Genomic DNA, 25,069 nt, shown 5'->3' with positions numbered 1-25,069 from the left:
GCGCCCCAAAACTGACGACCGGTCAGTTCATGTCGGCAGTACATCCAATGGCACGTTCAGTTTGGCCGCCAGTGCCTGGGCTTCCAGGTGCCCGGCAGGCGCTAGCAAATGTAATGTCGCGCCCGATTGCGACGCCATTTTCTGCGCTTCGTTCACCAACCGCTCTGCCACGCCACGGCGACGGGTGATTTTTCGCACGCAAATTTGCGACAAATGCCAGACGTTCGGTTGACGTTGCAGGCGTCCGGCGCCCAGCAGCCGATCGTTGAAGCGCCCGGCAATCAGTGAGCCGTCCCGCAGGCAGCCTTCGATCAACTGCACGTCACCGGCAAACGGTGCAAACAGCCAGTGCGGCGCATCGCGGTAGATCTTTTGCAGGTCTTGCTGATCCTGGTAAGTGGCTTCGGTCAGCGGCTCGACAATGATCGGCATAGCGGTTCCTGTGAGTTTGTACGGATATCAAGCCCCGTAGGAGCAAGGCTTGTCGGCGTTAGCGTCCTTTAGATCGCCTTCGCGGGCAAGCCTCGCTCCTACCGGTGAATGGCGATTTGGAGTCGTACGAGAACAGATGACATACAAAAGGTGATGTCAGTTTGGTTTTTCTGTCACGAGCAAATGGTAACCTCTGCCGGTTCGTCCGTCCTTCTGCGACTGAACATCGCGCCCAAACGGGTTTCACCCAAAAAACGGTCATGCCTGCGTGCATAAAGGCTGTGGGTGAAGAGTGGCTGGCGAACCATACTAATAATTGGGGGATACAGAATGAGCACGAGCATAACGGCGGACGGCCTCAAGGCCGGCCAGCCCGCGTTCCTGTCCAAGGAACGCATCATCGCCAAGCCCGGTTTCAACCGTTGGCTGGTACCACCGGCCGCTTTGGCCATCCACCTTTGCATCGGCATGGCCTACGGCTTCTCGGTGTTCTGGTTGCCGCTGTCCAAAGCCCTGGGCGTGACCGCTCCAGTCGCTTGCGCGCCGGACATGAGCTTCATCTCGCAAGTTTTCTCATCTCAATGCGACTGGCCGATCTCGATGCTCGGCTGGATCTACACCCTGTTCTTCATCTTCCTCGGCTGCTCGGCAGCGATCTGGGGTGGCTGGCTGGAACATGCCGGGCCACGCAAGGCTGGTGTTGTATCGGCACTGTGCTGGTGCGGCGGTTTGCTGATTTCGGCGCTGGGGATTTATACCCACCAGATCTGGCTGATGTGGATCGGCTCCGGGGTCATTGGCGGTATCGGCCTGGGCCTGGGTTACATTTCGCCGGTCTCGACCCTGATCAAGTGGTTCCCGGACAAGCGCGGCATGGCGACGGGCATGGCGATCATGGGCTTCGGTGGCGGCGCGATGGTTGGTGCTCCGCTGGCTGCGGCATTGATGAGCCATTTTGCTTCGCCAACTGGCGTGGGCGTATGGCAGAGCTTCCTGGTGATGGCCGCGATCTACTTCGTGTTCATGATCGGTGGCGCACTGTCCTACCGCGTTCCGCCAACCGGCTGGAAGCCTGAAGGCTGGACGGCTCCGGCGAAAAAAGTGGCGAACGCGATGATCACTCATCGTCATGTCCACGTGAACGTGGCGTGGAAAACCCCGCAATTCCGTCTGGTGTGGCTGGTGCTGTGCCTGAACGTGTCCGCCGGTATCGGCATTCTCGGCATGGCTTCGCCGCTGTTGCAGGAAGTGTTTGGCGGTAAATTGATCGGTGTTGACCTGCCATTCGGTCAGTTGGACGCCGGGCAACTGGCTTCCATCGCGGCCATTGCGGCCGGTTTCACGGGGTTGCTGAGCCTGTTTAACATCGGTGGCCGGTTCTTCTGGGCATCGTTCTCCGACTACCTGGGCCGCAAAAACACCTATTTCGTGTTCTTCGCCCTGGGCTTTGCCCTGTACGCACTGATCCCGAACCTTGGTCACCTGGGTAACGTTGCGCTGTTCGTAGCGGCGTTCTGCATCATCCTGTCGATGTACGGCGGTGGTTTTGCGACTGTTCCGGCCTACCTCGCGGACCTGTTCGGTACGCAAATGGTCGGCGCGATCCACGGTCGTCTGCTGACCGCGTGGGCGGCGGCGGGCGTGCTGGGGCCGGTGTTGGTGAACTACCTGCGTGAATATCAGCTGAGCATCGGCGTTGAACGCGCTGCCGCTTACGACATCACGCTGTACATCCTCGCGGGCCTGCTGGTGCTGGGGTTCCTGTGCAACCTGCTGGTTCGCCCGGTGGCCGACAAGTACTTTATGACCGACGCGCAACTGGCTGCCGAACAGGCGCTGGGCCACGACAAGGGTGCTGACAGCAGCACTGTGCTGGAGTGGAAGGCCGCGCCGGGCAGCAAGCCGTTGGCGATTGCTGCGTGGTTGGTGGTGGGTATTCCGTTGGCGTGGGGTGTTTGGGTGACCCTGCAGAAAACAGCAGTACTGTTCCACTAAGATGTTGTCCGGGCTGGCCTGAGCCTGAGAGGCCCAGGTCAGCCCTGCATAGCATCGAACCCTGTGGGAGCGGGCTTGCTCGCGAAGAGGGAGTGTCAGTCGACATCTATGTTGCCTGGCACACCGCTTTCGCGAGCAAGCCCGCTCCCACATTTGTTTTGTGTGTTCTGCAAAATGGTTGTACGGACATGTCTATCCCCGACAGCACGGGGGTCTGTCCGTCAGGGATATCACGTATCGTGTTTCTGTTTGGCGCCCGCGCCCCTATAATGGCTGCCTTTTTCGCCCAATGATTTTGCGGAGCTGGTGATGGCCGAACGTAAGGCGTCTGTCGAGCGCGACACTCTGGAAACCCAGATCAAAGCCTCGATCAACCTGGATGGCACCGGAAAGGCCCGATTTGATATCGGTGTACCTTTTCTTGAGCACATGCTCGACCAGATCGCCCGTCACGGGCTGATCGACCTGGATATTGTCAGCAAGGGCGACCTGCATATCGACGACCACCACACGGTGGAAGACGTCGGTATCACCCTGGGTCAGGCCTTTGCCAAAGCCATCGGCGACAAAAAAGGCATCCGTCGCTACGGCCACGCCTACGTACCGCTCGATGAAGCGCTGTCGCGCGTGGTGATCGACTTCTCCGGCCGTCCTGGCCTGCAGATGCATGTTCCCTACACCCGCGCCACCGTCGGCGGTTTCGACGTAGACCTGTTCCAGGAATTCTTCCAGGGCTTCGTCAACCATGCCCTCGTCAGCTTGCACATCGACAACCTGCGTGGCACCAACACTCACCACCAGATCGAAACCGTGTTCAAGGCTTTCGGCCGCGCCCTGCGCATGGCTGTAGAGCTGGATGACCGCATGGCCGGTCAGATGCCATCGACCAAAGGCGTTCTGTAATGCAGACGGTCGCGGTTATCGATTACGGCATGGGCAACCTGCATTCGGTGGCCAAGGCCCTCGAGCACGTTGGTGCCGGCAAGGTCTTGATCACTAGCGATGCCGATGTGATTCGCGAAGCCGACCGGGTGGTATTCCCCGGCGTCGGCGCGATTCGCGACTGCATGGCGGAGATCCGTCGCCTGGGCTTCGACTCGCTGGTGCGTGAAGTCAGCCAGGACCGTCCGTTCCTCGGCATCTGCGTCGGCATGCAAGCCTTGCTCGACACCAGCGAAGAGAACGACGGCGTTGACTGCATCGGCCTGTTCCCGGGCGCGGTGAAGTTCTTCGGCAAAGACCTGCATGAAGACGGCGAACACCTGAAAGTCCCGCACATGGGCTGGAACGAAGTGAAGCAGACGGTGGATCACCCGCTGTGGCACAACATTCCGGACCTGGCGCGTTTCTACTTCGTGCACAGCTACTACATCGCTGCCGGCAATGCGCGGCAAGTGGTGGGTGGCGGTCACTATGGTGTCGATTTCGCTGCGGCGCTGGCCGATGGCTCGCGTTTCGCCGTGCAGTTCCACCCGGAGAAGAGCCATACCCATGGCCTGCAATTGCTGCAGAACTTCGCCGCGTGGGATGGTCGCTGGTAAATGGCCGTCAAGAAGAAGCCGCCGATCCTGACCCTCACTCCCGAACAGGAGAACGAGGCCAATCACAAGATCAAGCGGTTCATGGAGGATCGTTTCGAACTGGACCTGGGTTCGTTCGAAGCGGGGGAAATCCTTGAGCTGTTTACCCGCGAAATTGCGCCGCACTATTACAACAGGGCGATTTTCGATGTGCAGACGCACCTTAAAGAAAGGTTCGAAAGCATCGAAAGCGACCTGTGGGCGCTCGAGAAAAACTGATTTTCGAGCGAAGCTGAACAATCGAATTTGAAGGTTTGCCAGATGCTGATTATTCCCGCTATCGATCTCAAAGACGGTGCCTGTGTTCGTCTGCGCCAGGGCCGCATGGAAGATTCCACGGTGTTCTCCGATGACCCGGTGAGCATGGCTGCCAAGTGGGTGGAGGGTGGTTGCCGCCGTCTGCATCTGGTCGACCTGAACGGCGCCTTCGAAGGCCAGCCGGTCAATGGCGAAGTGGTCACCGCGATCGCCAAGCGCTACCCGAACCTGCCGATCCAGATCGGCGGCGGTATCCGTTCCCTGGAAACCATCGAGCACTACGTGAAAGCGGGCGTGAGCTACGTGATCATCGGCACCAAAGCCGTGAAAGACCCGGCCTTCGTTGCCGAAGCCTGCCGCGCGTTCCCGGGCAAAGTGATTGTTGGTCTGGATGCGAAAGACGGTTTCGTCGCCACCGACGGCTGGGCCGAAATCAGCACCATTCAGGTCATCGACCTGGCCAAGCAATTCGAAGCTGATGGCGTGTCCGCGATCGTTTATACCGACATCGCCAAAGACGGCATGATGCAGGGCTGCAACGTTTCGTACACCGCGGCGCTGGCCGCTGCCACGCGTATTCCTGTGATCGCGTCCGGCGGTATTCACAACCTCGGTGACATCAAGTCGCTGCTCGACGCCAAGGCGCCAGGCATCATCGGCGCGATCACCGGCCGGGCGATCTACGAAGGCACCCTCGACGTCGCTGAAGCGCAAGCTTTCTGCGATTCGTACAAAGGCTGAGGACTGACCATGGCGCTGGCCAAACGCATCATCCCTTGCCTGGACGTGGACAACGGCCGGGTGGTCAAGGGCGTCAAGTTCGAGAACATCCGCGACGCCGGTGACCCGGTGGAAATCGCCCGCCGCTACGACGAGCAGGGTGCCGACGAGATTACCTTTCTCGACATCACCGCCAGCGTCGATGGCCGCGACACCACGCTGCATACCGTCGAGCGCATGGCCAGCCAGGTGTTTATCCCGCTGACCGTCGGCGGTGGCGTGCGCACCGTGCAGGACATTCGCAACTTGCTGAATGCCGGCGCGGACAAGGTTTCGATCAACACCGCCGCGGTGTTCAACCCGGAGTTCGTCGGCGAAGCCGCGCAGCATTTCGGCTCGCAGTGCATCGTCGTCGCCATCGACGCGAAGAAGGTTTCACTGCCGGGCGAAACCCCGCGCTGGGAAATCTTCACCCACGGCGGCCGCAAACCGACCGGTCTCGACGCCGTTGAATGGGCGAAGAAGATGGAAGGCCTGGGTGCCGGTGAAATCCTGCTGACCAGCATGGACCAGGACGGCATGAAAAACGGCTTCGACCTGGGTGTCACCCGCGCGATCAGCGATGCGCTGGGTATTCCGGTGATCGCCTCCGGCGGCGTCGGCAACTTGCAGCATCTGGCCGACGGCATCCTCGAAGGCCACGCCAGTGCGGTGCTGGCGGCGAGTATTTTCCACTTCGGCGAATACACTGTGCAGGAAGCCAAGGCCTACATGGCTCATCGCGGAATCGTGATGCGCTAAACATACAGGCCAGTGGACAGCATGGCGGGCTCAAGGCACTCTTGGGCACGCCATGGATTCCGGTAGCCCGACATGCTCAAACGTCTTCTTCTCGTCCTCGCCAGCGCCTCTGTATTGCTCATCAATGCAGCCCACGCTGAAGAAAGTCCTGCCACCGACCTGGTGCTGCTGACCGAAAACTTCCCGCCGTACAACATGGCGATGAATGGCAAAAACTTTGCTCAAGACGAGAACATCAATGGCATCGCCGTGGACATCGTCCGCGAGATGTTCAAGCGCGCCAACATCACCTACAGCCTGACGCTACGTTTCCCTTGGGAGCGAATCTACAAGATCGCCCTCGAAAAACCCGGTTACGGCGTATTCGTGATGGCGCGGCTGCCGGACCGCGAGAAGCTCTTCAAATGGGTCGGCCCTATCGGTCCGGACGACTGGATCATGCTGGCCAAGGCAGACAGCAAAATCACCCTCGAAACGTTGGAACAGGCGCGTAAGTACAAGATCGGCGCCTACAAGGGTGATGCGATTGCCGAGACGTTGGCCAAGCAAGGGCTGAAGCCGATTGTGGTGCTGCGGGATCAGGACAACGCCAAGAAGCTGGTCAACGGCCAGATTGATCTGTGGGCCACAGGCGATCCGGCGGGGCGGTACCTGGCTCGACAGGACGGCGTGACGGGGCTTAAGACTGTGCTGCGGTTCAACAGCGCCGAGTTGTACCTGGCGCTGAACAAGGATGTGCCGGACGAAACCGTTGCCAAGCTCCAAGCGGCGCTGGATCAGTTGCGCAAAGAAGGTGTGGTGGACGAGATCATGGCGAAGTATCTCTAGGACCCATCAACAAACCGGGCTCCACACAAAACCCTGTGGGAGCGAGGCGTGGCAGATTACCGGTACACCCCATCCTTTCCATGCCCAGCCATCGCCTTATTGCTGCGCACGCTGATCATCAACTTGATATCAATCCAGTCGATGCCCTGAGCCTTCAGCTTCGGCAACTCCCGCTCCAGCACCGCCAGCGTCTGCGGATATGGGTGCCCGATCATCACCGCCGAACCCTGCTTGTGCGCGAGGCTGATCGCAGTCTGTAACTGAGTGAAGATCGCGGCTTCTGTGCGCTCATCATCGAGAAACACATCCCGCGAAACGCTGGCCAATCCAATCTTCTGGGCCTCGGCCGCTGCAACCGTCTGCGCGCTGGTTCGGCTGTCGACGAAGAACTTGTGCCGACGCTGCAGCTCCGCCATCAGCCAGGCCATGGCCGGTTGCTGAGCGGTCATGCGACTGCCCATGTGATTGTTGATGCCGGCGGTATAGGGCACAGCCTTGAACGCGGCGTCGAGGCGTTTTTCCAGCTCTTCGAGGGGAAGGTCAGGATGCCAGGCGAACGGGCCGGTGGCCGGGTCCATGGGCATATGCAGGATGACGATCTTGCCGGCACGATGGGCTTCGCGGGCGAATTCGGCGGCATGGGGTGTGTCGGGCATGATCGCCGTGGTCACCGGGCCGGGCAGGGCGAGCACGCGACGATCCCGGGGCAGGTTTTGCCCCAGGTCATCGATGATCAGTGTCAGGTAAGCCTTGTGAGGCGATGACTTGGCGGGATCTGCGTGAGCAGCACCCGCCAGACAGCACAACAGGACGAGGAAAAACCGCAGGCGCATCTCAGCGGCCGGAGGTGATGCTCAGCCCTTTGAGCAGGCTCAGGGCCTGGGCCAGTTGGTAGTCGTCATCCTGCGGCATGGCTTTGGCTTTGGTTTTGCTGCCGGAACCGGTCGGTTTGTCGGCGCCGCCGTTGCCATTGCCCAAGTGACCTTGCAGATCGGCTTCCTTGAAGTAATCGCCATCCTGCTCGTTGGTGATCTTGGCCTTGCGCACTTCGATGTCCGGCACGATGCCCTGGGCCTGGATCGAGCGACCATTCGGCGTGAAGTACAGTGCGGTGGTGATCTTCAGGGCGCGGTCGTTGTTCAGCGGCAGCACGGTTTGTACCGAGCCTTTGCCGAAACTGGTGGTGCCCATCAGCACTGCGCGTTTCTGATCCTGCAAGGCACCGGCGACGATTTCCGACGCCGAGGCGCTGCCGCCGTTGATCAGCACGACCATTGGCACGGCTTCGCTTTCGTCTTTGCCGGTGGCAGAGAAGCGCAGTTCAGAGTTGGCGATGCGGCCCTTGGTGTAGACGATCAGGCCCTTGGTGATGAAGTGATCGACCACTTCAACCGCCGCTTGCAGCACGCCGCCCGGGTTGTTACGCAGGTCGAGGACGATGCCGTTGAGCTTCTTGCCGTTGTCCTTGCGCAACTTGGCCAGGGCCTTGGAAACCTCTTCGCCGGTCTTGACCTGGAACTGGGTGATGCGGATGTAGCCGTAGCCCGAATCCAGCAGCTGAGCCTTGACGCTCTTCACTTGAATGGTGGCGCGGACCAGGGTCACGTCGAACGGCGTACCGCCATCGCGAACCAGGGTCAGGGTGATCTTCTGGCCGAGCTTGCCGCGCATCTTGTCCACGGCCTCGGTCATGCTCTGGCCGCGAGTCGGGGCGCCGTTGATCTTGACGATAAAGTCGCCGGCCTGGATGCCCGCTTTGGAAGCCGGGGTGTCATCGATTGGCGAAACCACTTTGATGAAACCGTCTTCGGCGCCGACTTCGATGCCCAGGCCGCCGAATTCGCCGCTGGTGCTTTCCTGCAGTTCAGCGAAGTCTTCCGGGCCCAGGTAGGCGGAGTGCGGATCGAGGTTGCTGAGCATGCCCTTGATGGCATTTTCCAGCAGGGTCTTGTCGTCTACCGGTTCGACATAGGCAGCCTTGATCCGGTCCATGACCTCGGCAAAGGTGCGCAACTCTTCCAGCGGCAATGGCGCCTTGGTGGTCGCAGCCGTGCCCGCAGGTGCAGGAGCTGGCGCCGCTACCGGGGCAGGCTGAGCGGCAAACGCCAGAGGCGCGCCGATCACCAGGGCGATCGTCAGGGCCAGCGAGGTAAGGCGGGACAAATGCAGCATGTCGAACGAACTCCTAATGTAGGTGACTCAACGCCTATCCTTGCGCGTGGCACCATTGCGCTGGATCACTCGGGTGACCCTGCTGACGAATTGCAAAATACAGCGCTGGTGTGTCCTGCCCGCCACTGTTACCGACAGTGGAGATGGACTCACCGGCTTTAACCACGTCACCCGCAGACTTGAGCAGCGTCTGGTTGTGACCGTAAAGACTCAAAAAACCGTTGCCGTGGTCCAGAATCACCAGCAGCCCGGCACCGCGCAACCAGTCGGCAAACACCACGCGGCCACCGTGCACGGCATGCACCTGGCTGCCGGCGGAGGCGCTGATCATTACGCCGTCCCACTTGGTCCGGGCATCGTCGCCGCGGCTTTCGCCGAAGCGTGCCAACAGTCGACCATCAACTGGCCATGGAAGTTTGCCGCGGGCTGAAGCAAATGCGCCGCCAAAGGTCTCGCCAGAACTTGAAACCAGCGCGCCGGGTGTCGATTTAGCGGGTTTGCGTGGGGCATCGGTGGTGGCATCTGCCTGAGCCTGAGCCTCACGTAAACGCTTTTTTTCGGCTTCCTGCTGGGCGATCAGCGCTTTTTGTCGCGCTTCTTCTGCCTCACGGGCCTGGCGGGCCAAGGTTTCTTCGATGGTTTTAAGGACTTTAGACAGGTCTGCCTGATCCTGCTCGCGAGTGGCGAGCTTCTGATCGCGAGCCTTTACGTCGTCATTGAGCTTGGCCAGGACTTTTTGGCGTTCCTGGCGGACCTTGTCGAGTTCGTCACGCTGGCTGTCGAGGCTGCTTTTCTGTACCAGCAACTGCGCCTGCTGCATGGAAATGTCTTTTTCGACGTTGGCCAGTTGGCGCAGGGTTTCGTTGAAATTCTTCAGCTGCTCCAGGCGGGCCTGGCTCAGGTAGTCGTAATAAGTGAGGGTGCGGGCAAATTTTTCCGGGTTTTGCTGGTTGAGCAGCAGCTTGAGGTACTCCTGACGACCGTTTTGGTAGGCCGCTCGGGCCTGAATGGCGATCAGTCGTTGCTGTTCAATGCGCGCGCTCTGGAGTTTTTTTTTCTCACCATCGAGTCGCTGTAGCTCGGATTCGCTTTTCTTCAGCTCTTTTTGCAGCGCGTCGACCTGCTTCTCGAGCTTGCCCATCTCGGTCTCGGTGCCTTTGAGGTCCTTTTGCACACCGGATTTTTCTTCCTGCAGCTTGCCCAGCAGTTTTTTCAGCTCGGCAATGTCCTGACGCGTAGCGTCCAACTGTTGTTGGGTTTGCGCGCGCTCGTCAGCAAAGGCCGGTTGGAGCAGGCAAGTCAGAGCGAGGGCTATCAGGACGCGAAGCATAGAGGCGGGTGATACCAGGGAAAGGGACGGCCTAGTATGCCCGGCAAGCGCCGCAAAAAAAATGCCCATTTCGGACTGTGTGATAACTGGCCTGAAAAACACCCAAAACCAATGTGGGAGCGGGCTTGCTCGCGAAAGCGGTATGTCATTCAACATTGATGTCGACTGACATACCGCTTTCGCGAGCAAGCCCGCTCCCACAGGGTATTTCGGTGTTTGATAGACCGATTACACCAGAATCGAAGTACCCGTCATCTCTTTCGGTTTCTCAAGGCCCATCAACATCAGCATGGTCGGCGCCACGTCCGCCAGCACGCCGCCATGGCGAACCTTGAAGTCACGCTTGCCGACATAGATGAACGGCACCGGCTCGGTGGTGTGAGCGGTGTGGGCCTGGTGGGTTTCTTCGTCGGACATTTTCTCGCAGTTGCCGTGGTCGGCAGTGATCAGCGCTTCGCCACCCACCTTTTCCAGGGCATCGACGATGCGGCCGACGCACAGGTCCAGGCATTCAACGGCTTTGACTGCCGCGTCGAACACGCCGCTGTGGCCGACCATGTCGCCGTTGGCGTAGTTGACCACGATCACATCAAAACGCTGGTTTTCGATGGCATCGACGATGCGATCGGTGACTTCCGGGGCGCTCATCTCTGGCTGCAAGTCATAGGTGGCGACTTTTGGCGACGGGATCAGGATGCGTTCTTCGCCCGGGAACGGTTCTTCACGACCGCCCGAGAAGAAGAAGGTCACGTGGGCGTACTTCTCGGTTTCGGCGATGCGCAGTTGGGTCTTGCCGTTTTTCGCCAGGTAGTCGCCCAGCACGTTTTCCAGGCTGCCGGCGGCGAAGGCCGAAGGCGCAGGAATGCTGGCGGCGTATTGGGTCAGCATGACGAAACCGGCCAGTTTCGGCTGGCGAGCCCGTTCGAATTCCTTGAAACCGTCTTCGACAAACACGCGGGTTAGTTCACGGGCACGGTCGGCGCGGAAGTTCATGAACACCACGGCGTCACCGTCTTCGACTTTCACCGGCTCGCCGATGGAAGTGGCTTTGACGAATTCGTCGCTCTCGCCGCGTTCGTAAGCCGCTTGCAGACCTTCCTGGGCGGTGGCGGCGTTGAATTCGCCATTGCCGTCGACAATCAGGTTGTAGGCCTGGGAGACGCGATCCCAGCGGTTGTCGCGGTCCATGGCGAAATAACGGCCGATGATGCTGGCGATCCGGCCTTTACCCAGGGCCTGGAACGCTGCGTCGAGCAGTTCGATGGACGACTGGGCGCTTTTCGGCGGTGTGTCGCGACCGTCGAGGAAGGCGTGCAGGTAGATTTTTTCGGCGCCGCGCTTGAAGGCCAGTTCGGCCATGGCGACCAAGTGATCCTGGTGGCTATGAACGCCGCCATCGGACAGCAGGCCCATGAAGTGCACGGCTTTGCCGGCAGCCACGGCTTTATCCACGGCGGCACAAATGGTCGGGTTCTCGAAGAATTCACCGTCGCGGATCGATTTGGTCACGCGGGTGAAGTCCTGATACACCACACGGCCGGCACCGAGGTTCATGTGGCCGACCTCGGAATTACCCATTTGGCCGTCGGGCAAGCCGACGTCCATGCCACTGCCCGAGATCAAACCGTTCGGTACGGTAGCGGTCAGACGGTCCAGGACAGGCTTCTTGGCCGAGTACACGGCGTTGGCTTCGTGGCTCTCACTGTGACCGAAGCCATCGAGAATGATCAGGACCAAAGGTTTAGGCGTGGTAGTCATGGATTCCACTCGTGGCTGAGTTAAAAAGAGGGCGATGGAAAAGGGAGTGGCAGTTTAAAGCGAAGTTCCGACCGCGTCACCGCCGGACGGGGTTTGGCCCACCATAGGGGCTGTGTATACTGGCCCACTTTTAACGCCCTGGAACCACCTTAAATGCTTGATCACCTGATTGCATTTGCCACCACCCACTATTTGCTGGCCGGTATTTTCGTTGTTCTGCTGGCTCTGCTGATCGCCCATGAGATGAAAGGCGGCGGCCGCAGCCTGAGCACCGGCGAGCTGACCGGGCTGGTCAACAAGGACGCAGGCGTGGTGATCGACATTCGTTCGACCAAGGATTTCGCCGCTGGCCACATCGTTGGCGCGTTGAACATTCCTCACGACAAACTCACCGCTCGCATCGGCGAACTTGAAAAGCACAAGGCCAAGACCATCATCCTGGTTGATGCCCAAGGCCAGACTGCCGGCACTCACGCTCGCGAACTCTTGAAAGCCGGCTTCACCGCCGCCAAGCTGTCCGGCGGGATTTCCAGCTGGAAAGGCGACAACCTGCCGCTGGTGAAGTGATATGAGCAACGTCGTCGTCTACTCCAGCGATTACTGCCCTTACTGCTCGCGAGCCAAGTACCTGCTCGAGAACAAAGGCGTGGCCTTCGAAGAGATCAAGGTCGATGGCAAGCCGCAGGTGCGCGCCGCCATGGCTCAGAAGGCCGGGCGTACGTCCGTGCCGCAGATCTGGATCGGCGAGCGCCACATTGGCGGTTGTGATGATTTGTTTGCCCTTGAGCGCGCCGGCAAGCTCGACGCCATGCTCAAGGCCTGACTTAAGCACCCAAGAACAGCAAACCCTAAAAGACCAAAGATCAGAAAGGATCTGAGATGACTGACCAACAGAACACTGCAGCTAGCGAAGAAGAAACCGCACCGCAATTCTCCTTGCAGCGCATCTACGTACGTGACTTGTCCTTCGAAGCCCCGAAAAGCCCGGCGATCTTCCGCCAGCAGTGGGAACCGAGCGTCGGTCTGGATCTGAACACCCGTCAAAAGGCCTTGGAAGGCGACTTCCACGAAGTCGTGCTGACTTTGTCCGTGACCGTGAAAAACGGTGAAAACGGCGAAGTGGCGTTTATCGCTGAAGTGCAACAGGCCGGGATCTTCCTGATCAAGAATCTGGACGACGCTTCGATGAGCCACACCCTGGGTGCGTTCTGTCCGAACATCCTGTTCCCGTACGCTCGCGAAACCCTGGACAGCCTGGTGACCCGCGGTTCGTTCCCGGCCCTGATGCTGGCCCCGGTGAACTTCGACGCACTGTACGCACAAGAACTGCAACGCATGCAGGCGGCTGGCGAGACTCCGACCGTTCAGTAAACGGTCCTGAGTCAACGCAAGTCCAATGTGGGAGCGGGCTTGCTCGCGAAAGCGGTGTAACAGTCAACGATGATGTTGAATGTTATGGCCTCTTCGCGAGCAAGCCCGCTCCCACATTTGTTATGTGTGTTACTTGAAACCGAGCTGACGCCAGCCTTCATACACCGCGACGGCCACGGTGTTCGACAGGTTCAGGCTGCGGCAGCCTTCGCGCATCGGCAGGCGCAGGCGTTGTTCGCCGGGCAGGGCGTCGAGCACTTCGGCTGGCAAGCCACGGCTTTCCGGGCCGAACAGGAACGCATCGCCCTCGGCGAAGCTGGCGTCGTGAAACGGCCGCGAGCCCTTGGTGGTGAAGGCGAACAGCCGTGGATGACCGAGGCTTTCCAGGCAACTGGCGAGGTCGGCATGGCGTTGCAGGGTGGCGTACTCGTGGTAATCGAGGCCGGCCCGGCGCAGGCGCTTGTCGTCCATCTCGAAGCCCAGCGGCTCGATCAAATGCAGGTGGCAGCCACTGTTGGCGCACAGCCTGATAACGTTGCCGGTATTCGGCGGAATTTCTGGTTGGAAAAGGATGACGTGAAACATGCACGGCTCCGAAGGTAAAGATGAGCGGCATTCTACGCCGCCCGTGGACAACCGTTCGAAACTATTCCCGCGGGTCATCGGTTCGCTGGCGATTGTCGGGGTGATGGTCGGCCTGATGATTGGTCGCCTGACCACGCCTGACCCCAGCCAATTGCAGCAGGTCGACGTGACGAGCGACGGGCTGGTGGTGTGGTTCAACAACGAACCCAAGTCCCACGGCGAGATCGTCGACGGCAGTCTTGCGTTGCTGTTCGAGGCTGAAGGCAAGGTGCAGAAAGGTCAGCTCAAGCTCAACGGCAAAGACGTGAACTGGCGCGTGCGTTCGAGTGATGGGGGGTTGTTGCTGACGGTGGTGGCGGCCCGGCCACTGCTGGGCGAGTGGGCCGGTAGCGAGGTCGATGACCGCTGGCGGCTGGAGATCCATCTCCGAGAGCAATAAAAGAGGGAATCCCCGGCCTGCCTGTACCAAGGTTCCCAAAACGGCAGGGACTCGCGCTTTGCGGCGTAAGTCCCGGTGTAAAGAAGGAACCCCTGACCTGCCTGTATCAAGGGCCCCAAAACGGGGTGGGCTCGTCGCTTGTGCGGTGTGAGCCCGGTGTAAAGAGGGGAATCCCCGGCCTGCCTGTACCAAGGTCCCCGAAACTGGGTAGTGAACTGAATCACTGAATGGACTATTGCAGGGGGCGTGCCAGGTTTTAACAAGTTGATACAGAAAGTCGTCAAGAGACGCTGAAAGCCCCGTATACGGGGCTTTGTCGTTTTTTCTGAGTAGTTTTTATTGCAGTTGCTGGTGGGGTTTTGGATCGATTGCCGTGCTCGATTGCGGTTCACGGTGCATTGCGGCGGTGCACTAAGGCCCTAAAAGCATCGCGAGCAAGCTCGCTCCCACAGGGTTCGTTGGTGTTCACGCAATCGCGAATACCCTGAAAATCCACTGTGGGAGCGAGCTTGCTCGCGATTGGGTCTAACAGTCAGCGATGATTTAAAGGCTGCTTAACCCTCATCCCCCTCATCATCATCCCCGCCATCAACCTTCATCCCCAATTCCTTGATCTTGCGCGTCAGGGTATTACGCCCCCAACCCAGCAAAACCGCAGCATCACGGCGGCGGCCGGCGGTGTGTTTGAGGGCGGTTTCGATCATGATCCGCTCGAAGGCCGGCACAGCACTGTCGAGCAGGCTGGACTGACCGCGAGCCAACGCCTGGTCGGCCCACTGACGCAGCGCCTGCTCCCAGTTGGTCACCGGTGCCGAATCCTGCGGCAGGTTCAGCAGTTCTGGCGGCAGGTCACTGATATGCACTTCGCGACCCGAAGCCATCACCGTAATCCAGCGGCAGGTGTTCTCCAGCTGACGCACGTTGCCGCCCCACGGCAGGTTCTTCAGGTATTCCTCGGTCTCGCTTTTCAGCAGCTTCGGCTCCACCGCCAGTTCTTGCGCGGCGCGGCTGAGGAAGTGCTTGGCCAGGGTCGGGATGTCTTCGCGACGGTCCGACAGCCGTGGGATATGAATGCGGATCACGTTGAGACGGTGGAACAAGTCCTCACGGAATTTCCCGGCGTGCACCAGGGTTTCCAGATTCTGGTGGGTCGCAGCGATGATCCGCACATCGACCTTCACCGGCGTATGACCGCCGACGCGGTAGAACTCGCCGTCCGCCAACACCCGCAGCAAACGGGTCTGGGTGTCCGCCGGCATGTCGCCGATTTCATCGAGGAACAACGTGCCGCCGTCAGCCTGTTCGAAACGCCCGCGCCGCAGATTGGCCGCGCCGGTGAACGCGCCTTTCTCATGGCCGAACAGTTCGGATTCCATCAGATCTTTAGGAATCGCCGCCATGTTCAACGCAATGAACGGCGACGCCGCCCGGGGGCTGTGACGGTGTAGGGCGTGGGCCACCAGTTCTTTACCGGTACCGGATTCGCCGTTGATCAACACGGTGATGTTGGAGTGGCTCAAGCGCCCGATGGCGCGAAACACTTCCTGCATCGCCGGCGCTTCACCGATGATTTCCGGGGTGCGGGTCAGGGCGACCGGGACTTCCAGGCCTTGCTGTTCCTGAGCGTGCTGATTGGCGCGCTTGACCAGGGACACCGCTTCATCGACATCGAACGGCTTGGGCAGGTATTCGAACGCGCCACCCTGATAGGAGGCGACAGCGCTGTCCAGGTCGGAGTGGGCGGTCATGATGATGACCGGCAGCCGTGGGTGTTGTTCGCGAATCCGCGCCAGAAGGTCCAGGCCGCTGGCACCCGGCATGCGGATGTCGGAGATGATCACGTCTGGCTGCTGGCGCGCCAGGCGGCTCATCACGCCATCGGCGCTGTCGAAGCTTTGCGTGGTCATGCCTTCTTGCTGCAAGGCTTTTTCCAGGACCCAACGGATAGAACGGTCGTCATCGACGATCCACACGGTTTCACTACGGCTCATGTCGATGTGGCTCCTTGTTCCAGTGGCAGAAAGATCGAGAAAGTGGTGTGGCCTGGGTGGCTGTCACACTCGATCAAGCCCTGGTGCTGGCTGATGATGTTCTGGGTAATGGCCAGGCCCAGCCCGGTACCGTCCGGGCGGCCGCTGACCATGGGAAAGAAGATGGTTTCCTGCAAATCCGCAGGAATGCCCGGGCCGTTGTCGATGATCTCGATCTTGGTCACCAGGCGATGGCGCACATGGCCGATGGTGAACTGGCGCATGGTGCGGGTGCGCAGGCTGATGCGGCCCAGGCGCAGCTCGTTCTGGCTGCTGATGGCCTGCATGGCGTTGCGCACGATGTTCAGAACGGCCTGAATCATTTGTTCGCGGTCGATCAATACGTCGGGAATGCTCGGGTCGTAGTCACGCACCAAGGTGATGCAGCCCTGGCTTTCGGCTTCCACCAACTGACTGACGCGTTCCAGCACTTCGTGGACGTTGCACATGGCCAGCGACGGCAGTTTGTTCGAGCCGAGCATCCGGTCCACCAGGTTTCGCAGGCGGTCGGCTTCTTCGATGATGACGTTGGTGTAATCGCGCAGGCTTTCTTCCGGCAGCTGGCGGGCGAGCAATTGCGCGGCGCCGCGAATCCCGCCCAGCGGGTTTTTTATTTCGTGAGCGAGGCCGCGTACCAGCATCTTGCTGGTTTCCTGCTTGGACAGCTGCGCCTCCTCCTTGGTGATCCGCAGCAAGCGGTCACGCGGGTGGACTTCCAGCAGCAGCATCGTGTCGCCGTTACTCAGGATCGGCGTCACCGCGTAGTCGACGGTCAGGGTTTGGCCGGTGAGCGCGGTGAGCATCGCTTCGCGCTTGGTAAACGGGTGCGCCTGCTCGACGGCTTGGCGCAAGGAGTTCAACGCCTCGGTGGATTCGGTGAACAACTCACTGATGAACTGCCCATGGCTACGCTGGCCGCTGATGGCCAGCAGCATCTCAGCCGCCGGGTTCATGTACTCAAGGCGCAGTTCAGCGTCGAGCAGGATGGTCGCGGTGGTCAGGTTGTCGAGTAGCAGTCGATGCAGTGCGTCGCTAATGGTCATAGTAGGGCGTGCTCACCGTAAATGGCGAATCGCGTTGGCGCTGTGATCGCGCCAGGCAAGGCGTAGGACGCAGAGAATGGCGTTCCCTTTTCAAGTCCTACAACGCAGCATGGCGCGATCACAGCACCAACCCGTAGGGCAAAGCCCCACGAGACGCAATTCTTCGTTACTTGTCGTTCATTTGAAGCAACCAAACTTCTCTCCTCGTGCCTAGCCTTGCGTCTCGTGGGGCTTTGCGCGATCGCCATTTACGGTGAGCACGCCCTACTCCCTCTTTTGGAGCAGGGCGCGCGCAAGAACTAAGCGCTGATGCGGGGAAAATGCAAAAACCAAACCAAAGCTCCGAAAAGAAGCGTTTAAGGCCTGAAACGGGCGTTTAACGCTCGATCGCGTGGCGTTCTGCCAGCTTTCGCGGGTACTTTCGAACCAAAATGGGTTTGCAAGTGGGAACGGTGCAACCGTTTGCACCAATATAGTGCGCAAAGCTGAACGAGGTTAGAAGAACTTCAGGAAGGGGTTTTTCTCTTCGGGAGGTTTGTCTTTGAGCGGGCATTCCGGCCGTTGGCCGTAGTCGGTGAGGGTGCAGGGCTTGACCTGGCGCTTCTGCGCCAGAGAGGTGCGGAGCATGTTGAACGGCTGATTGGCTGTGCGCTCAACGGTGCGACCCTGTTCGTCGAGGATTTCCACCGACAGGTTATGACTGCCGCGGTCGATATTGCTCAAAGCGAACACCGGGCTGAGGCCTGGCTCTGCTGTGGGCTGGCCGTCGAGTAACAAACGGTAGCGGTGGCCGCGTTGCAGTCCGGGTTCGCTGGTAACGCTGACGATCAATTCGCCGGCGTTGCTACGGATCGTCGCGTCCGGTTCCGGCACCAGCACGCGGAGCATGTCGTAGTGGAACAGCGGTTTTTCTTCGGGTTTGGTCGCAGCAACCAGCGGCGCGGCACCGGTCGGATTGGCGGGCATGCGATTGCTGGTGGCCAGCGGCACCCGCTTGGCGTTGCCGGGGCGTGGCTGGTCGGTAAAGACCCGATTGCCCTGGGCGTCGACGTAGGTATAAACGTCCGCCGTCGCCGGCAGGGCGAGCAGGCAGGCGACCAGCAGCCAGCACCTCAAGGTTTATGCACCCGTTGCACGGTGAAGGTCACGCTTGGACTTTGCTGCACGAGGTTTTCGCCACTGATCACCTGTACCGCGAGGCTGTGTTCGCCACGATCTATGTTCACCAGTTGCAGGATTGGCACGTTGCTCGGTTGACCGTAAGGCTGGTTGTCCAGCAACAGCCTGAACAGATGCGGGCCTTGCAGGCGTGGCTTGATCAGCACGCTGACGGTGAAGGTGCCGTTGTTGGCGCGCAGGGCTTCCTCGGTGGGCAGGCCGGTGAGTTCAAGCACCTCGTAGGCGCTGCGGGATTGTTCACGGCTGGTGGCTTCGGCAGGAGGAGCGGTAGGCGCCGAGGGTGCGACGCTGTTGAGCGGCGGCAACTCAACCGGCTGCGCTTTGACGCCATCGGGCGGCTGATTGCTGTATGCAGTGTTGCCGGCGGCGTCGGTGTACTTATAGATCTGCGCTGCGGCGGGCAGGGCGATCAACAGCAACATCAGTAGAAAACCACGACCCATAAGATTGACCGCAAGCGAAGGTGTTGGATTGCAGCATAGGTCACGGGTGGCGGTTGTCCCTAGTGGTTAACATTTGGGCATGATTTACCAAAATCCTCCAAGCGCCACAAACCCCCTGTGGGAGCGGGCTTGCTCGCGAAGGCGGCGTGTCATATAGCAATGATGTTGACTGACACACCGCTTTCGCGAGCAAGCCCGCTCCCACATAGGGTCGTCGTCAGTCGTTAAATCGTGGGCACAAAAAAGGCCTCCCGAAGGAGGCCTCTTTTTGTCACGCCGCTTGCGCAGGCGCTACCGGATCAGCAGCTGTAGTACAGCTCATATTCCAGTGGGTGTACGAAGGTGCGGACCTTGATTTCTTCTTCGCTTTTCAGAGCGATGTAAGCGTCGATGAAGTCATCGGAGAACACGCCGCCTTTGGTCAGGAACGCGCGACCTTTGTCCAGCTCTTCCAGGGCTTCTTTCAGGCTGCCGCAAACTTGTGGGATCTCTTTCGCCTCTTCAGGCGGCAGGTCGTACAGGTTTTTGTCAGCTGCGTCGCCAGGGTGGATCTTGTTCTGGATGCCGTCCAGGCCAGCCATCAACAGTGCAGCGAAGCCCAGGTACGGGTTAGCTGCTGGATCCGGGAAGCGAGCTTCGATACGGCGAGCGCGAGGGCTGGACACGTAAGGAATACGGATCGAAGCGGAACGGTTGCGAGCCGAGTAGGCCAGCATTACCGGAGCTTCGAAACCTGGGACCAGACGCTTGTAGGAGTTGGTCGACGGGTTGGTGAAGCCGTTCAGGGCCTTACCGTGCTTGATGATGCCGCCGATGAAGTACAGGGCGGTATCGGACAGGCCGGCATAGCCTTCGCCAGCGAAGGTGTTCTTGCCATCTTTAGCGATGGACAGGTGAACGTGCATACCCGAACCGTTGTCGCCGTACAGAGGCTTAGGCATGAAGGTCGCGGTGCGGCCGTATGCATCAGCAACGTTGTGTACGCAGTACTTCAGGGTTTGAACTTCGTCAGCCTTGGCAACCAGGGTGTTGAACTTCACGCCGATTTCGTTCTGGCCGGCAGTCGCCACTTCGTGGTGGTGAACTTCGATGGTCAGGCCCATCTCTTCCATGGCGTTGCACATGGAGGTACGGATTTCGTGGTCGTGGTCGAATGGCGGAACCGGGAAGTAACCACCCTTGACGCCTGGACGGTGGCCGCGGTTGCCGCCTTCCACGTCCTGGTCGGACATCCACGAACCTTGTTCGGAGTAGATTTTGAACATCGAACCGGAGATGTCGGACTTGAACTTCACCTGGTCGAAGATGAAGAACTCTGGCTCCGGACCTACGAATACGGTGTCGCCGATACCAGTCGACTTCAGGTATTCCTCGGCACGCTTGGCGATCGCACGTGGGTCACGGTCGTAGCCTTGCATGGTCGAAGGCTCGATCACGTCGCAAACCAGGATCAGGGTTGGCTCTTCGGTGAACGGGTCGAGAACGGCAGTGCTGTCGTCCGGCATCAGAATCATGTCGGAGGCTTCGATGCCTTTCCAGCCAGCAATGGAGGAACCGTCGAACATTTTGCCTTCTTCGAAGAAAGCATCATCCAGCGCGTCGCGAGCCGGCATGGTCACGTGGTGCTGAGTGCCTTTGGTGTCCGTGAAGCGCAGATCAATCCACTTGACGTCATGATCTTTGATGAGTTGAACCGACTTCGACATAGTGTCCTCCGGGTGGCTTCGGGCTTAGTAGTGGATGCCCTTAGAATGTGGGTGATGCCGGCGCGAATACTCTGCCATGGCAACCTGCCTCACAAGGGAGCAAATTGCATGCCAGTGCCCCACCATGGGTTTTTTGCCCCAATATCACGCTTATAGAGGCTTATTGCGCCGCAAAGCTGAAATTACCGCCCTGTAATGTAGCGTCTAATTCCATAAATGACCTGTTTTGGTGCGCTCGAAACCTTCTGCATATTAACTGGTTAAACCTTGAGCAATTTCCGCTATAATCCGCGCCCCCCTTTTTCGGCTGGCCCAGCGCGCGCTGTTTTCATGAAACTAATCGTAAAAGTCTTTCCCGAGATCACCATCAAGAGCCGCCCGGTACGGATGCGTTTCATCCGCCAGTTGGCCAAAAACATCCGTGCTGTGCTCCGTGATCTGGACCCGGCTGTGGTGGTGAACGGCGTGTGGGACAACCTCGAGCTGGAAACCCGCGTCAGCGAGCCCAAAGCCCTGAAGGAGATGACCGAGCGCCTGAGCTGCATGCCGGGCATCGCGCATTTCCTGCAGGTCGACGAATACCCGTTGGGTGACTTCGACGACATCGTTGCCAAGTGCAAGCAGCACTATGGCGATGCGTTGGCCGGGAAGATCTTTTCGGTGCGCTGCAAGCGCGGCGGGCACCACACGTTCTCGTCCATGGACGTGGAAAAATACGTCGGCAGCCAACTGCGTCGTCAGTGCGGTGCCGCCGGGATTTCCCTGAAAGAGCCGGAAATCGAAGTTCGCATCGAAATTCGCGACCAACGGTTGTACGTGATCCACAGCCAGCACAACAGTATCGGCGGTTATCCGCTGGGAGCGCTGGAGCAGACGCTCGTGCTGATGTCCGGCGGCTTTGACTCGACAGTCGCCGCCTACCAGATCATGCGCCGTGGCCTGATGAGCCATTTCTGCTTCTTTAATCTGGGCGGACGAGCCCATGAACTGGGCGTTATGGAAGTCGCGCACTTCATCTGGAAGAAGTACGGCAGCTCCCAACGCGTGTTATTTGTCAGTGTGCCGTTCGAGGAAGTACTGGGAGAAATTCTCGGGAAAGTCGATAACAGTCATATGGGCGTAGTTTTGAAGCGTATGATGTTGCGCGCTGCATCGAAGATTGCCGACCGGCTGGACATCGATGCGCTGGTGACCGGTGAAGCGATCTCCCAGGTTTCGAGCCAGACGCTGCCGAACCTGTCGTTGATCGACTGCGTGACCGAGAAGCTGGTCTTGCGCCCGCTGATCGCCAGTCACAAGCAGGACATCATCGACCTGGCCACCGAAATCGGCACTGCCGACTTCGCCAAGCACATGCCGGAATACTGCGGGGTCATCTCGGTGAACCCAAAGACCCACGCCAAGCGCAACCGCGTGGAGTACGAAGAACAACAGTTCGACATGGCAGTCCTTGAGCGTGCGCTCGAGAACGCCAAACTGGTACCGATCGATCGCGTGATCGACGAATTGGGCCAGGACTTGCAGATCGAAGAAGTCAGCGAAGCTCTGGCGGGCCAGATCATCATCGACATCCGTCACCCGGATGCCGCTGAAGACGAGCCGCTGGAACTGGCTGGCATTGAGGTACAGACGATGCCGTTTTATGCATTGAACGCTCGTTTCAAGGAACTGGACCCTACTCGCCAGTACCTGCTGTATTGCGACAAAGGCGTGATGAGTCGCCTGCATGCCCACCATTTGCTCAGTGAGGGGCATGCCAATGTGCGCGTTTATCGACCGAGCTAAGTGCCCGGGGCTGTTTGCCTGTGGCCTGCGTCACCGGCCCCCCGACGCCGCCGTCAAGCTGTAACGGCTTTGCCGGACTCTACTGTTAATCGCTGCCAAGACTTGTCAGCACACCGAATCCTCTGATCGAGATACACAAGTGATCGAAAATCTACGCAACATCGCCATCATTGCTCACGTTGACCATGGTAAAACCACCCTGGTAGACAAACTCTTGCGTCAATCCGGCACCCTGGAGCGCAACGAGCTCAACGACGAGCGCGTGATGGACTCCAACGACCAGGAGAAAGAGCGCGGTATTACCATTCTGGCGAAAAACACCGCCATCAACTGGAACGGCTACCACATCAACATCGTGGACACCCCGGGCCACGCCGACTTCGGCGGCGAAGTTGAACGCGTAATGTCGATGGTTGACTCCGTTCTGCTGCTGGTTGACGCTCAAGACGGCCCTATGCCGCAAACCCGTTTCGTGACCAAGAAGGCTTTCGAAGCCGGCCTGCGTCCAATCGTGGTTATCAACAAGGTTGACCGTCCAGGCGCACGTCCGGACTGGGTTCTGGACCAGATCTTCGACCTGTTCGACAACCTCGGTGCTACCGAAGAACAGCTGGACTTCAAAGTTGTCTACGCCTCGGCCCTGAACGGCATTGCCGGTCTGGAACACACCGACATGGCTGAAGACATGACCCCGCTGTACCAGTCGATCGTCGACAACGTACCAGCACCGAAAGTTGACCGTGACGGTCCGTTCCAGATGCAAATCTCGGCACTGGACTACAACAGCTTCCTGGGCATTATCGGCGTTGGCCGTATCGCTCGTGGTCGCGTCAAGCCGAACACCCCGGTTGTGGCTATCGATGCTGATGGCAAACGCCGTAACGGCCGTATCCTGAAGCTGATGGGTCACCACGGTCTGCACCGCATCGACGTTGAAGAAGCAGCTGCCGGCGACATCGTCTGCATCAGCGGCTTCGACCAGCTGTTCATCTCCGACACCCTGTGCGACCCACAGAACGTTGAAGCGATGAAGCCGCTGACCGTTGACGAACCAACCGTTTCGATGACCTTCCAGGTTAACGACTCGCCGTTCTGCGGCCGTGAAGGCAAGTTCGTCACCAGCCGTAACATCAAAGAGCGTCTGGACAAAGAACTGCTCTACAACGTTGCCCTGCGCGTTGAAGAAGGCGACACCGCCGACAAGTTCAAAGTCTCCGGCCGTGGTGAGCTGCACCTCTCGGTACTGATCGAAACCATGCGTCGCGAAGGCTTCGAAATGGGTGTTGGTCGTCCGGAAGTGATCATCCGTATGGTTGACGGCGTCAAGCACGAACCGTACGAAAACGTGACCATCGACCTGCCAGAAGAATCGCAAGGTTCGATCATGGAACAGATCGGTATCCGTAAAGGCGATCTGACCAACATGGTTCCGGATGGCAAGGGCCGTGTGCGCCTTGAGTACAACATCCCGGCTCGTGGCTTGATCGGTTTCCGTAACGAGTTCCTGACCCTGACCTCCGGTGCAGGCATCCTGACCTCGATCTTCGACCGTTACGACGTGATGAAGTCCGGCGACATGTCCGGCCGTCAGAACGGCGTGCTGGTTTCGGTTGCTACCGGTAAGGCTCTGACTTACTCGCTGGAAACCCTGCAGGCTCGCGGCAAACTGTTCCTGGGTCACGGCGAAGACGTGTACGAAGGTCAAATCGTCGGCATCAACAGCCGCGACAACGATCTGGGCGTCAACCCAACCAAAGGCAAGAAGCTCGACAACATGCGTGCCTCGGGTAAAGACGAAACCATCGCTCTGGTTCCGCCTATCCGTTTCACCCTGGAACAAGCTCTGGAATTCGTTCAAGAAGACGAATTGTGCGAAGTCACTCCTAAGTCCATCCGTCTTCGTAAGAAGATCCTGGGCGAAAGCGAGCGTACCCGCGCTGCCAAGAAAAGCGGCAACTGAGTTTCGACTTAGTTAAGGCTTAAAAAAACGCCCCCGACCGCAAGGTCGGGGGCGTTTTTGTTTGTCTGGGGTTTGTGCGGTGTTTCACCTGGCCCCTTCGCGGGCAAGCCTCGCTCCTACAGGTTTAGCGTTTCCCTTGTAGGAGCGAGGCTTGCCCGCGAAAGCAATCGGTCAGACGGCGAGATTCCGGATCAGAACTTCTCGAGCGTACGACGGCTACTGCTGGTCTCACGCGCCACTTCTTTAGGCTTGTAAGCGCAATACCCCGGCCGCGGGCCGATTTTCGGGTGGTTGCGGCAAGTATCCGGGCGCTTTTCATAAATAGTGCACAGACGGCTCTTACGATCCAGGTACAGGCAATCGTTGTTGCTCATGCGCTGGAGGGTGAAGATCTCGGACTTCTGGTTGTAACGCTCGACGATCCCTTCCTTCTGCAAACGCTTGGCGATGTTCTTCGCCGGTTCGCCGCGCTCGAACTCGTCGACGATGCCGATACGGATCAGATCCTTGATCTTGACCTCAACCGGCAAGGTGCAGCAGCTGGACACGCAGGAGCCGCACATCGGGGCAGAGTACTTGGCCCAGGTATCGAGGCGGTCGATCTCCGCGGCGGCGATCAGGTTGGACTTCATCATCGGTTGTTACCAGCGTGCA

25 protein-coding genes are annotated in these 25,069 nt (G+C 59.2%); 13 read left to right on the top strand and 12 right to left on the bottom strand.

Annotation, left to right across the window (positions count from 1 at the left end):
* Positions 1-27: 27 nt before the first annotated feature.
* Positions 28-432 (bottom strand): acetyl-CoA sensor PanZ family protein, encoded by a 405-nt coding sequence (locus tag AC1MEW_RS01485; protein ID WP_201256181.1) that lies wholly within the window; start codon positions 430-432, stop codon positions 28-30.
* A 330-nt stretch (positions 433-762) separates the two neighbouring features.
* On the opposite strand from AC1MEW_RS01485, the gene AC1MEW_RS01480 reads away from it, so the two are divergent.
* The 7 genes from AC1MEW_RS01480 to AC1MEW_RS01450 all read left to right on the top strand — a co-directional run bounded on the left by AC1MEW_RS01480 (position 763) and on the right by AC1MEW_RS01450 (position 6,614).
* On the top strand, positions 763-2,427 hold the full coding sequence (locus AC1MEW_RS01480; protein ID WP_201199838.1) for an OFA family MFS transporter: 1,665 nt from the start codon (positions 763-765) through the stop codon (positions 2,425-2,427).
* Positions 2,428-2,736: 309 nt separating this feature from the next.
* Positions 2,737-3,330: an imidazoleglycerol-phosphate dehydratase HisB gene (hisB, locus tag AC1MEW_RS01475; RefSeq protein WP_003218037.1), complete on the top strand. Its 594-nt coding sequence runs from the start codon at positions 2,737-2,739 to the stop codon at positions 3,328-3,330.
* A complete protein-coding gene (gene hisH, locus AC1MEW_RS01470; protein WP_480425222.1) occupies positions 3,330-3,968 on the top strand; it encodes an imidazole glycerol phosphate synthase subunit HisH in 639 nt (212 codons plus the stop codon). Before hisB ends, hisH begins: the two co-directional genes overlap by 1 nt.
* The gene (locus tag AC1MEW_RS01465) at positions 3,969-4,226 is read left to right on the top strand and encodes a DUF2164 domain-containing protein (protein WP_095167374.1); all 258 of its coding nucleotides are present in this window, start codon (positions 3,969-3,971) and stop codon (positions 4,224-4,226) included.
* 42 nt (positions 4,227-4,268) lie between these two features.
* Positions 4,269-5,006 carry a 1-(5-phosphoribosyl)-5-[(5-phosphoribosylamino)methylideneamino]imidazole-4-carboxamide isomerase gene (gene hisA, locus AC1MEW_RS01460; RefSeq protein WP_201199840.1) on the top strand — a complete coding sequence of 246 codons (738 nt, stop codon included), beginning with the start codon at positions 4,269-4,271 and terminating at the stop codon, positions 5,004-5,006.
* A gap of 9 nt (positions 5,007-5,015) precedes the next feature.
* Positions 5,016-5,786, top strand: coding sequence for an imidazole glycerol phosphate synthase subunit HisF (gene hisF, locus AC1MEW_RS01455; RefSeq protein ID WP_007949037.1), 771 nt, complete (start codon positions 5,016-5,018; stop codon positions 5,784-5,786).
* Positions 5,787-5,858: 72 nt separating this feature from the next.
* The gene (locus AC1MEW_RS01450) at positions 5,859-6,614 is read left to right on the top strand and encodes a substrate-binding periplasmic protein (RefSeq protein ID WP_201199841.1); all 756 of its coding nucleotides are present in this window, start codon (positions 5,859-5,861) and stop codon (positions 6,612-6,614) included.
* Between the two features lie 56 nt (positions 6,615-6,670).
* On the opposite strand, the gene AC1MEW_RS01445 is transcribed toward AC1MEW_RS01450, so the two are convergent.
* The 4 genes from AC1MEW_RS01445 to gpmI all read right to left on the bottom strand — a co-directional run bounded on the left by AC1MEW_RS01445 (position 6,671) and on the right by gpmI (position 11,874).
* Positions 6,671-7,447, bottom strand: a complete 777-nt coding sequence (locus tag AC1MEW_RS01445; RefSeq protein ID WP_322270253.1) for a divergent polysaccharide deacetylase family protein — start codon at positions 7,445-7,447, stop codon at positions 6,671-6,673.
* A gap of 1 nt (position 7,448) precedes the next feature.
* On the bottom strand, positions 7,449-8,786 hold the full coding sequence (locus AC1MEW_RS01440; RefSeq protein WP_201199843.1) for a S41 family peptidase: 1,338 nt from the start codon (positions 8,784-8,786) through the stop codon (positions 7,449-7,451).
* A gap of 34 nt (positions 8,787-8,820) precedes the next feature.
* Positions 8,821-10,116, bottom strand: coding sequence for a murein hydrolase activator EnvC family protein (locus tag AC1MEW_RS01435; protein WP_201199844.1), 1,296 nt, complete (start codon positions 10,114-10,116; stop codon positions 8,821-8,823).
* Between the two features lie 228 nt (positions 10,117-10,344).
* A complete protein-coding gene (gene gpmI / locus AC1MEW_RS01430) occupies positions 10,345-11,874 on the bottom strand; it encodes a 2,3-bisphosphoglycerate-independent phosphoglycerate mutase (RefSeq protein ID WP_201199845.1) in 1,530 nt (509 codons plus the stop codon).
* A 153-nt stretch (positions 11,875-12,027) separates the two neighbouring features.
* Here gpmI and AC1MEW_RS01425 point away from each other — a divergent pair, with 153 nt between their 5' ends.
* Genes AC1MEW_RS01425 through secB form a run of 3 tightly spaced genes read left to right on the top strand, consistent with a single transcriptional unit; the run spans position 12,028 to position 13,245 of the window.
* On the top strand, positions 12,028-12,441 hold the full coding sequence (locus AC1MEW_RS01425) for a rhodanese-like domain-containing protein (protein ID WP_201199846.1): 414 nt from the start codon (positions 12,028-12,030) through the stop codon (positions 12,439-12,441).
* Position 12,442: 1 nt separating this feature from the next.
* The gene (gene grxC / locus AC1MEW_RS01420; protein WP_010464569.1) at positions 12,443-12,697 is read left to right on the top strand and encodes a glutaredoxin 3; all 255 of its coding nucleotides are present in this window, start codon (positions 12,443-12,445) and stop codon (positions 12,695-12,697) included.
* Positions 12,698-12,753: 56 nt separating this feature from the next.
* On the top strand, positions 12,754-13,245 hold the full coding sequence (secB, locus tag AC1MEW_RS01415) for a protein-export chaperone SecB (protein ID WP_027922165.1): 492 nt from the start codon (positions 12,754-12,756) through the stop codon (positions 13,243-13,245).
* A gap of 129 nt (positions 13,246-13,374) precedes the next feature.
* Here the strand turns inward: secB and AC1MEW_RS01410 are convergent, their stop codons facing one another.
* Entirely contained in the window at positions 13,375-13,830 is a 456-nt protein-coding gene (locus AC1MEW_RS01410) for a tRNA (cytidine(34)-2'-O)-methyltransferase (RefSeq protein WP_007949025.1), read from the bottom strand.
* Here AC1MEW_RS01410 and AC1MEW_RS01405 point away from each other — a divergent pair.
* A complete protein-coding gene (locus AC1MEW_RS01405; protein ID WP_322270263.1) occupies positions 13,829-14,269 on the top strand; it encodes a hypothetical protein in 441 nt (146 codons plus the stop codon). The genes AC1MEW_RS01410 and AC1MEW_RS01405 overlap by 2 nt on opposite strands.
* Positions 14,270-14,823: 554 nt before the next feature.
* On the opposite strand, the gene ntrC is transcribed toward AC1MEW_RS01405, so the two are convergent.
* From ntrC to glnA, 5 genes are all read right to left on the bottom strand, one after another.
* The gene (gene ntrC, locus AC1MEW_RS01400; RefSeq protein ID WP_059406417.1) at positions 14,824-16,260 is read right to left on the bottom strand and encodes a nitrogen regulation protein NR(I); all 1,437 of its coding nucleotides are present in this window, start codon (positions 16,258-16,260) and stop codon (positions 14,824-14,826) included.
* The gene (glnL, locus tag AC1MEW_RS01395; protein ID WP_201199850.1) at positions 16,257-17,342 is read right to left on the bottom strand and encodes a nitrogen regulation protein NR(II); all 1,086 of its coding nucleotides are present in this window, start codon (positions 17,340-17,342) and stop codon (positions 16,257-16,259) included. The genes ntrC and glnL overlap by 4 nt, the downstream gene beginning before the upstream one ends.
* 495 nt (positions 17,343-17,837) lie before the next feature.
* Positions 17,838-18,458, bottom strand: coding sequence for a DUF4124 domain-containing protein (locus AC1MEW_RS01390; protein ID WP_322270266.1), 621 nt, complete (start codon positions 18,456-18,458; stop codon positions 17,838-17,840).
* A complete protein-coding gene (locus AC1MEW_RS01385; protein ID WP_201199854.1) occupies positions 18,455-18,964 on the bottom strand; it encodes a DUF4124 domain-containing protein in 510 nt (169 codons plus the stop codon). Before AC1MEW_RS01385 ends, AC1MEW_RS01390 begins: the two co-directional genes overlap by 4 nt.
* A gap of 299 nt (positions 18,965-19,263) precedes the next feature.
* Positions 19,264-20,670: a glutamate--ammonia ligase gene (glnA, locus tag AC1MEW_RS01380; protein ID WP_123402596.1), complete on the bottom strand. Its 1,407-nt coding sequence runs from the start codon at positions 20,668-20,670 to the stop codon at positions 19,264-19,266.
* A 330-nt stretch (positions 20,671-21,000) separates the two neighbouring features.
* On the opposite strand from glnA, the gene thiI reads away from it, so the two are divergent.
* The gene (thiI, locus tag AC1MEW_RS01375) at positions 21,001-22,455 is read left to right on the top strand and encodes a tRNA uracil 4-sulfurtransferase ThiI (RefSeq protein WP_201199855.1); all 1,455 of its coding nucleotides are present in this window, start codon (positions 21,001-21,003) and stop codon (positions 22,453-22,455) included.
* Between the two features lie 139 nt (positions 22,456-22,594).
* Positions 22,595-24,415, top strand: a complete 1,821-nt coding sequence (gene typA / locus AC1MEW_RS01370) for a translational GTPase TypA (protein ID WP_177088724.1) — start codon at positions 22,595-22,597, stop codon at positions 24,413-24,415.
* Positions 24,416-24,606: 191 nt separating this feature from the next.
* Here the strand turns inward: typA and AC1MEW_RS01365 are convergent, their stop codons facing one another.
* Positions 24,607-25,047 carry a YkgJ family cysteine cluster protein gene (locus AC1MEW_RS01365; protein WP_149416955.1) on the bottom strand — a complete coding sequence of 147 codons (441 nt, stop codon included), beginning with the start codon at positions 25,045-25,047 and terminating at the stop codon, positions 24,607-24,609.
* Between the last annotated feature and the right edge of the window lie 22 nt (positions 25,048-25,069).

This window comes from Pseudomonas sp. ASL4, from assembly GCF_056680395.1.
This window is presented reverse-complemented; position numbering and strand designations above follow the sequence as displayed.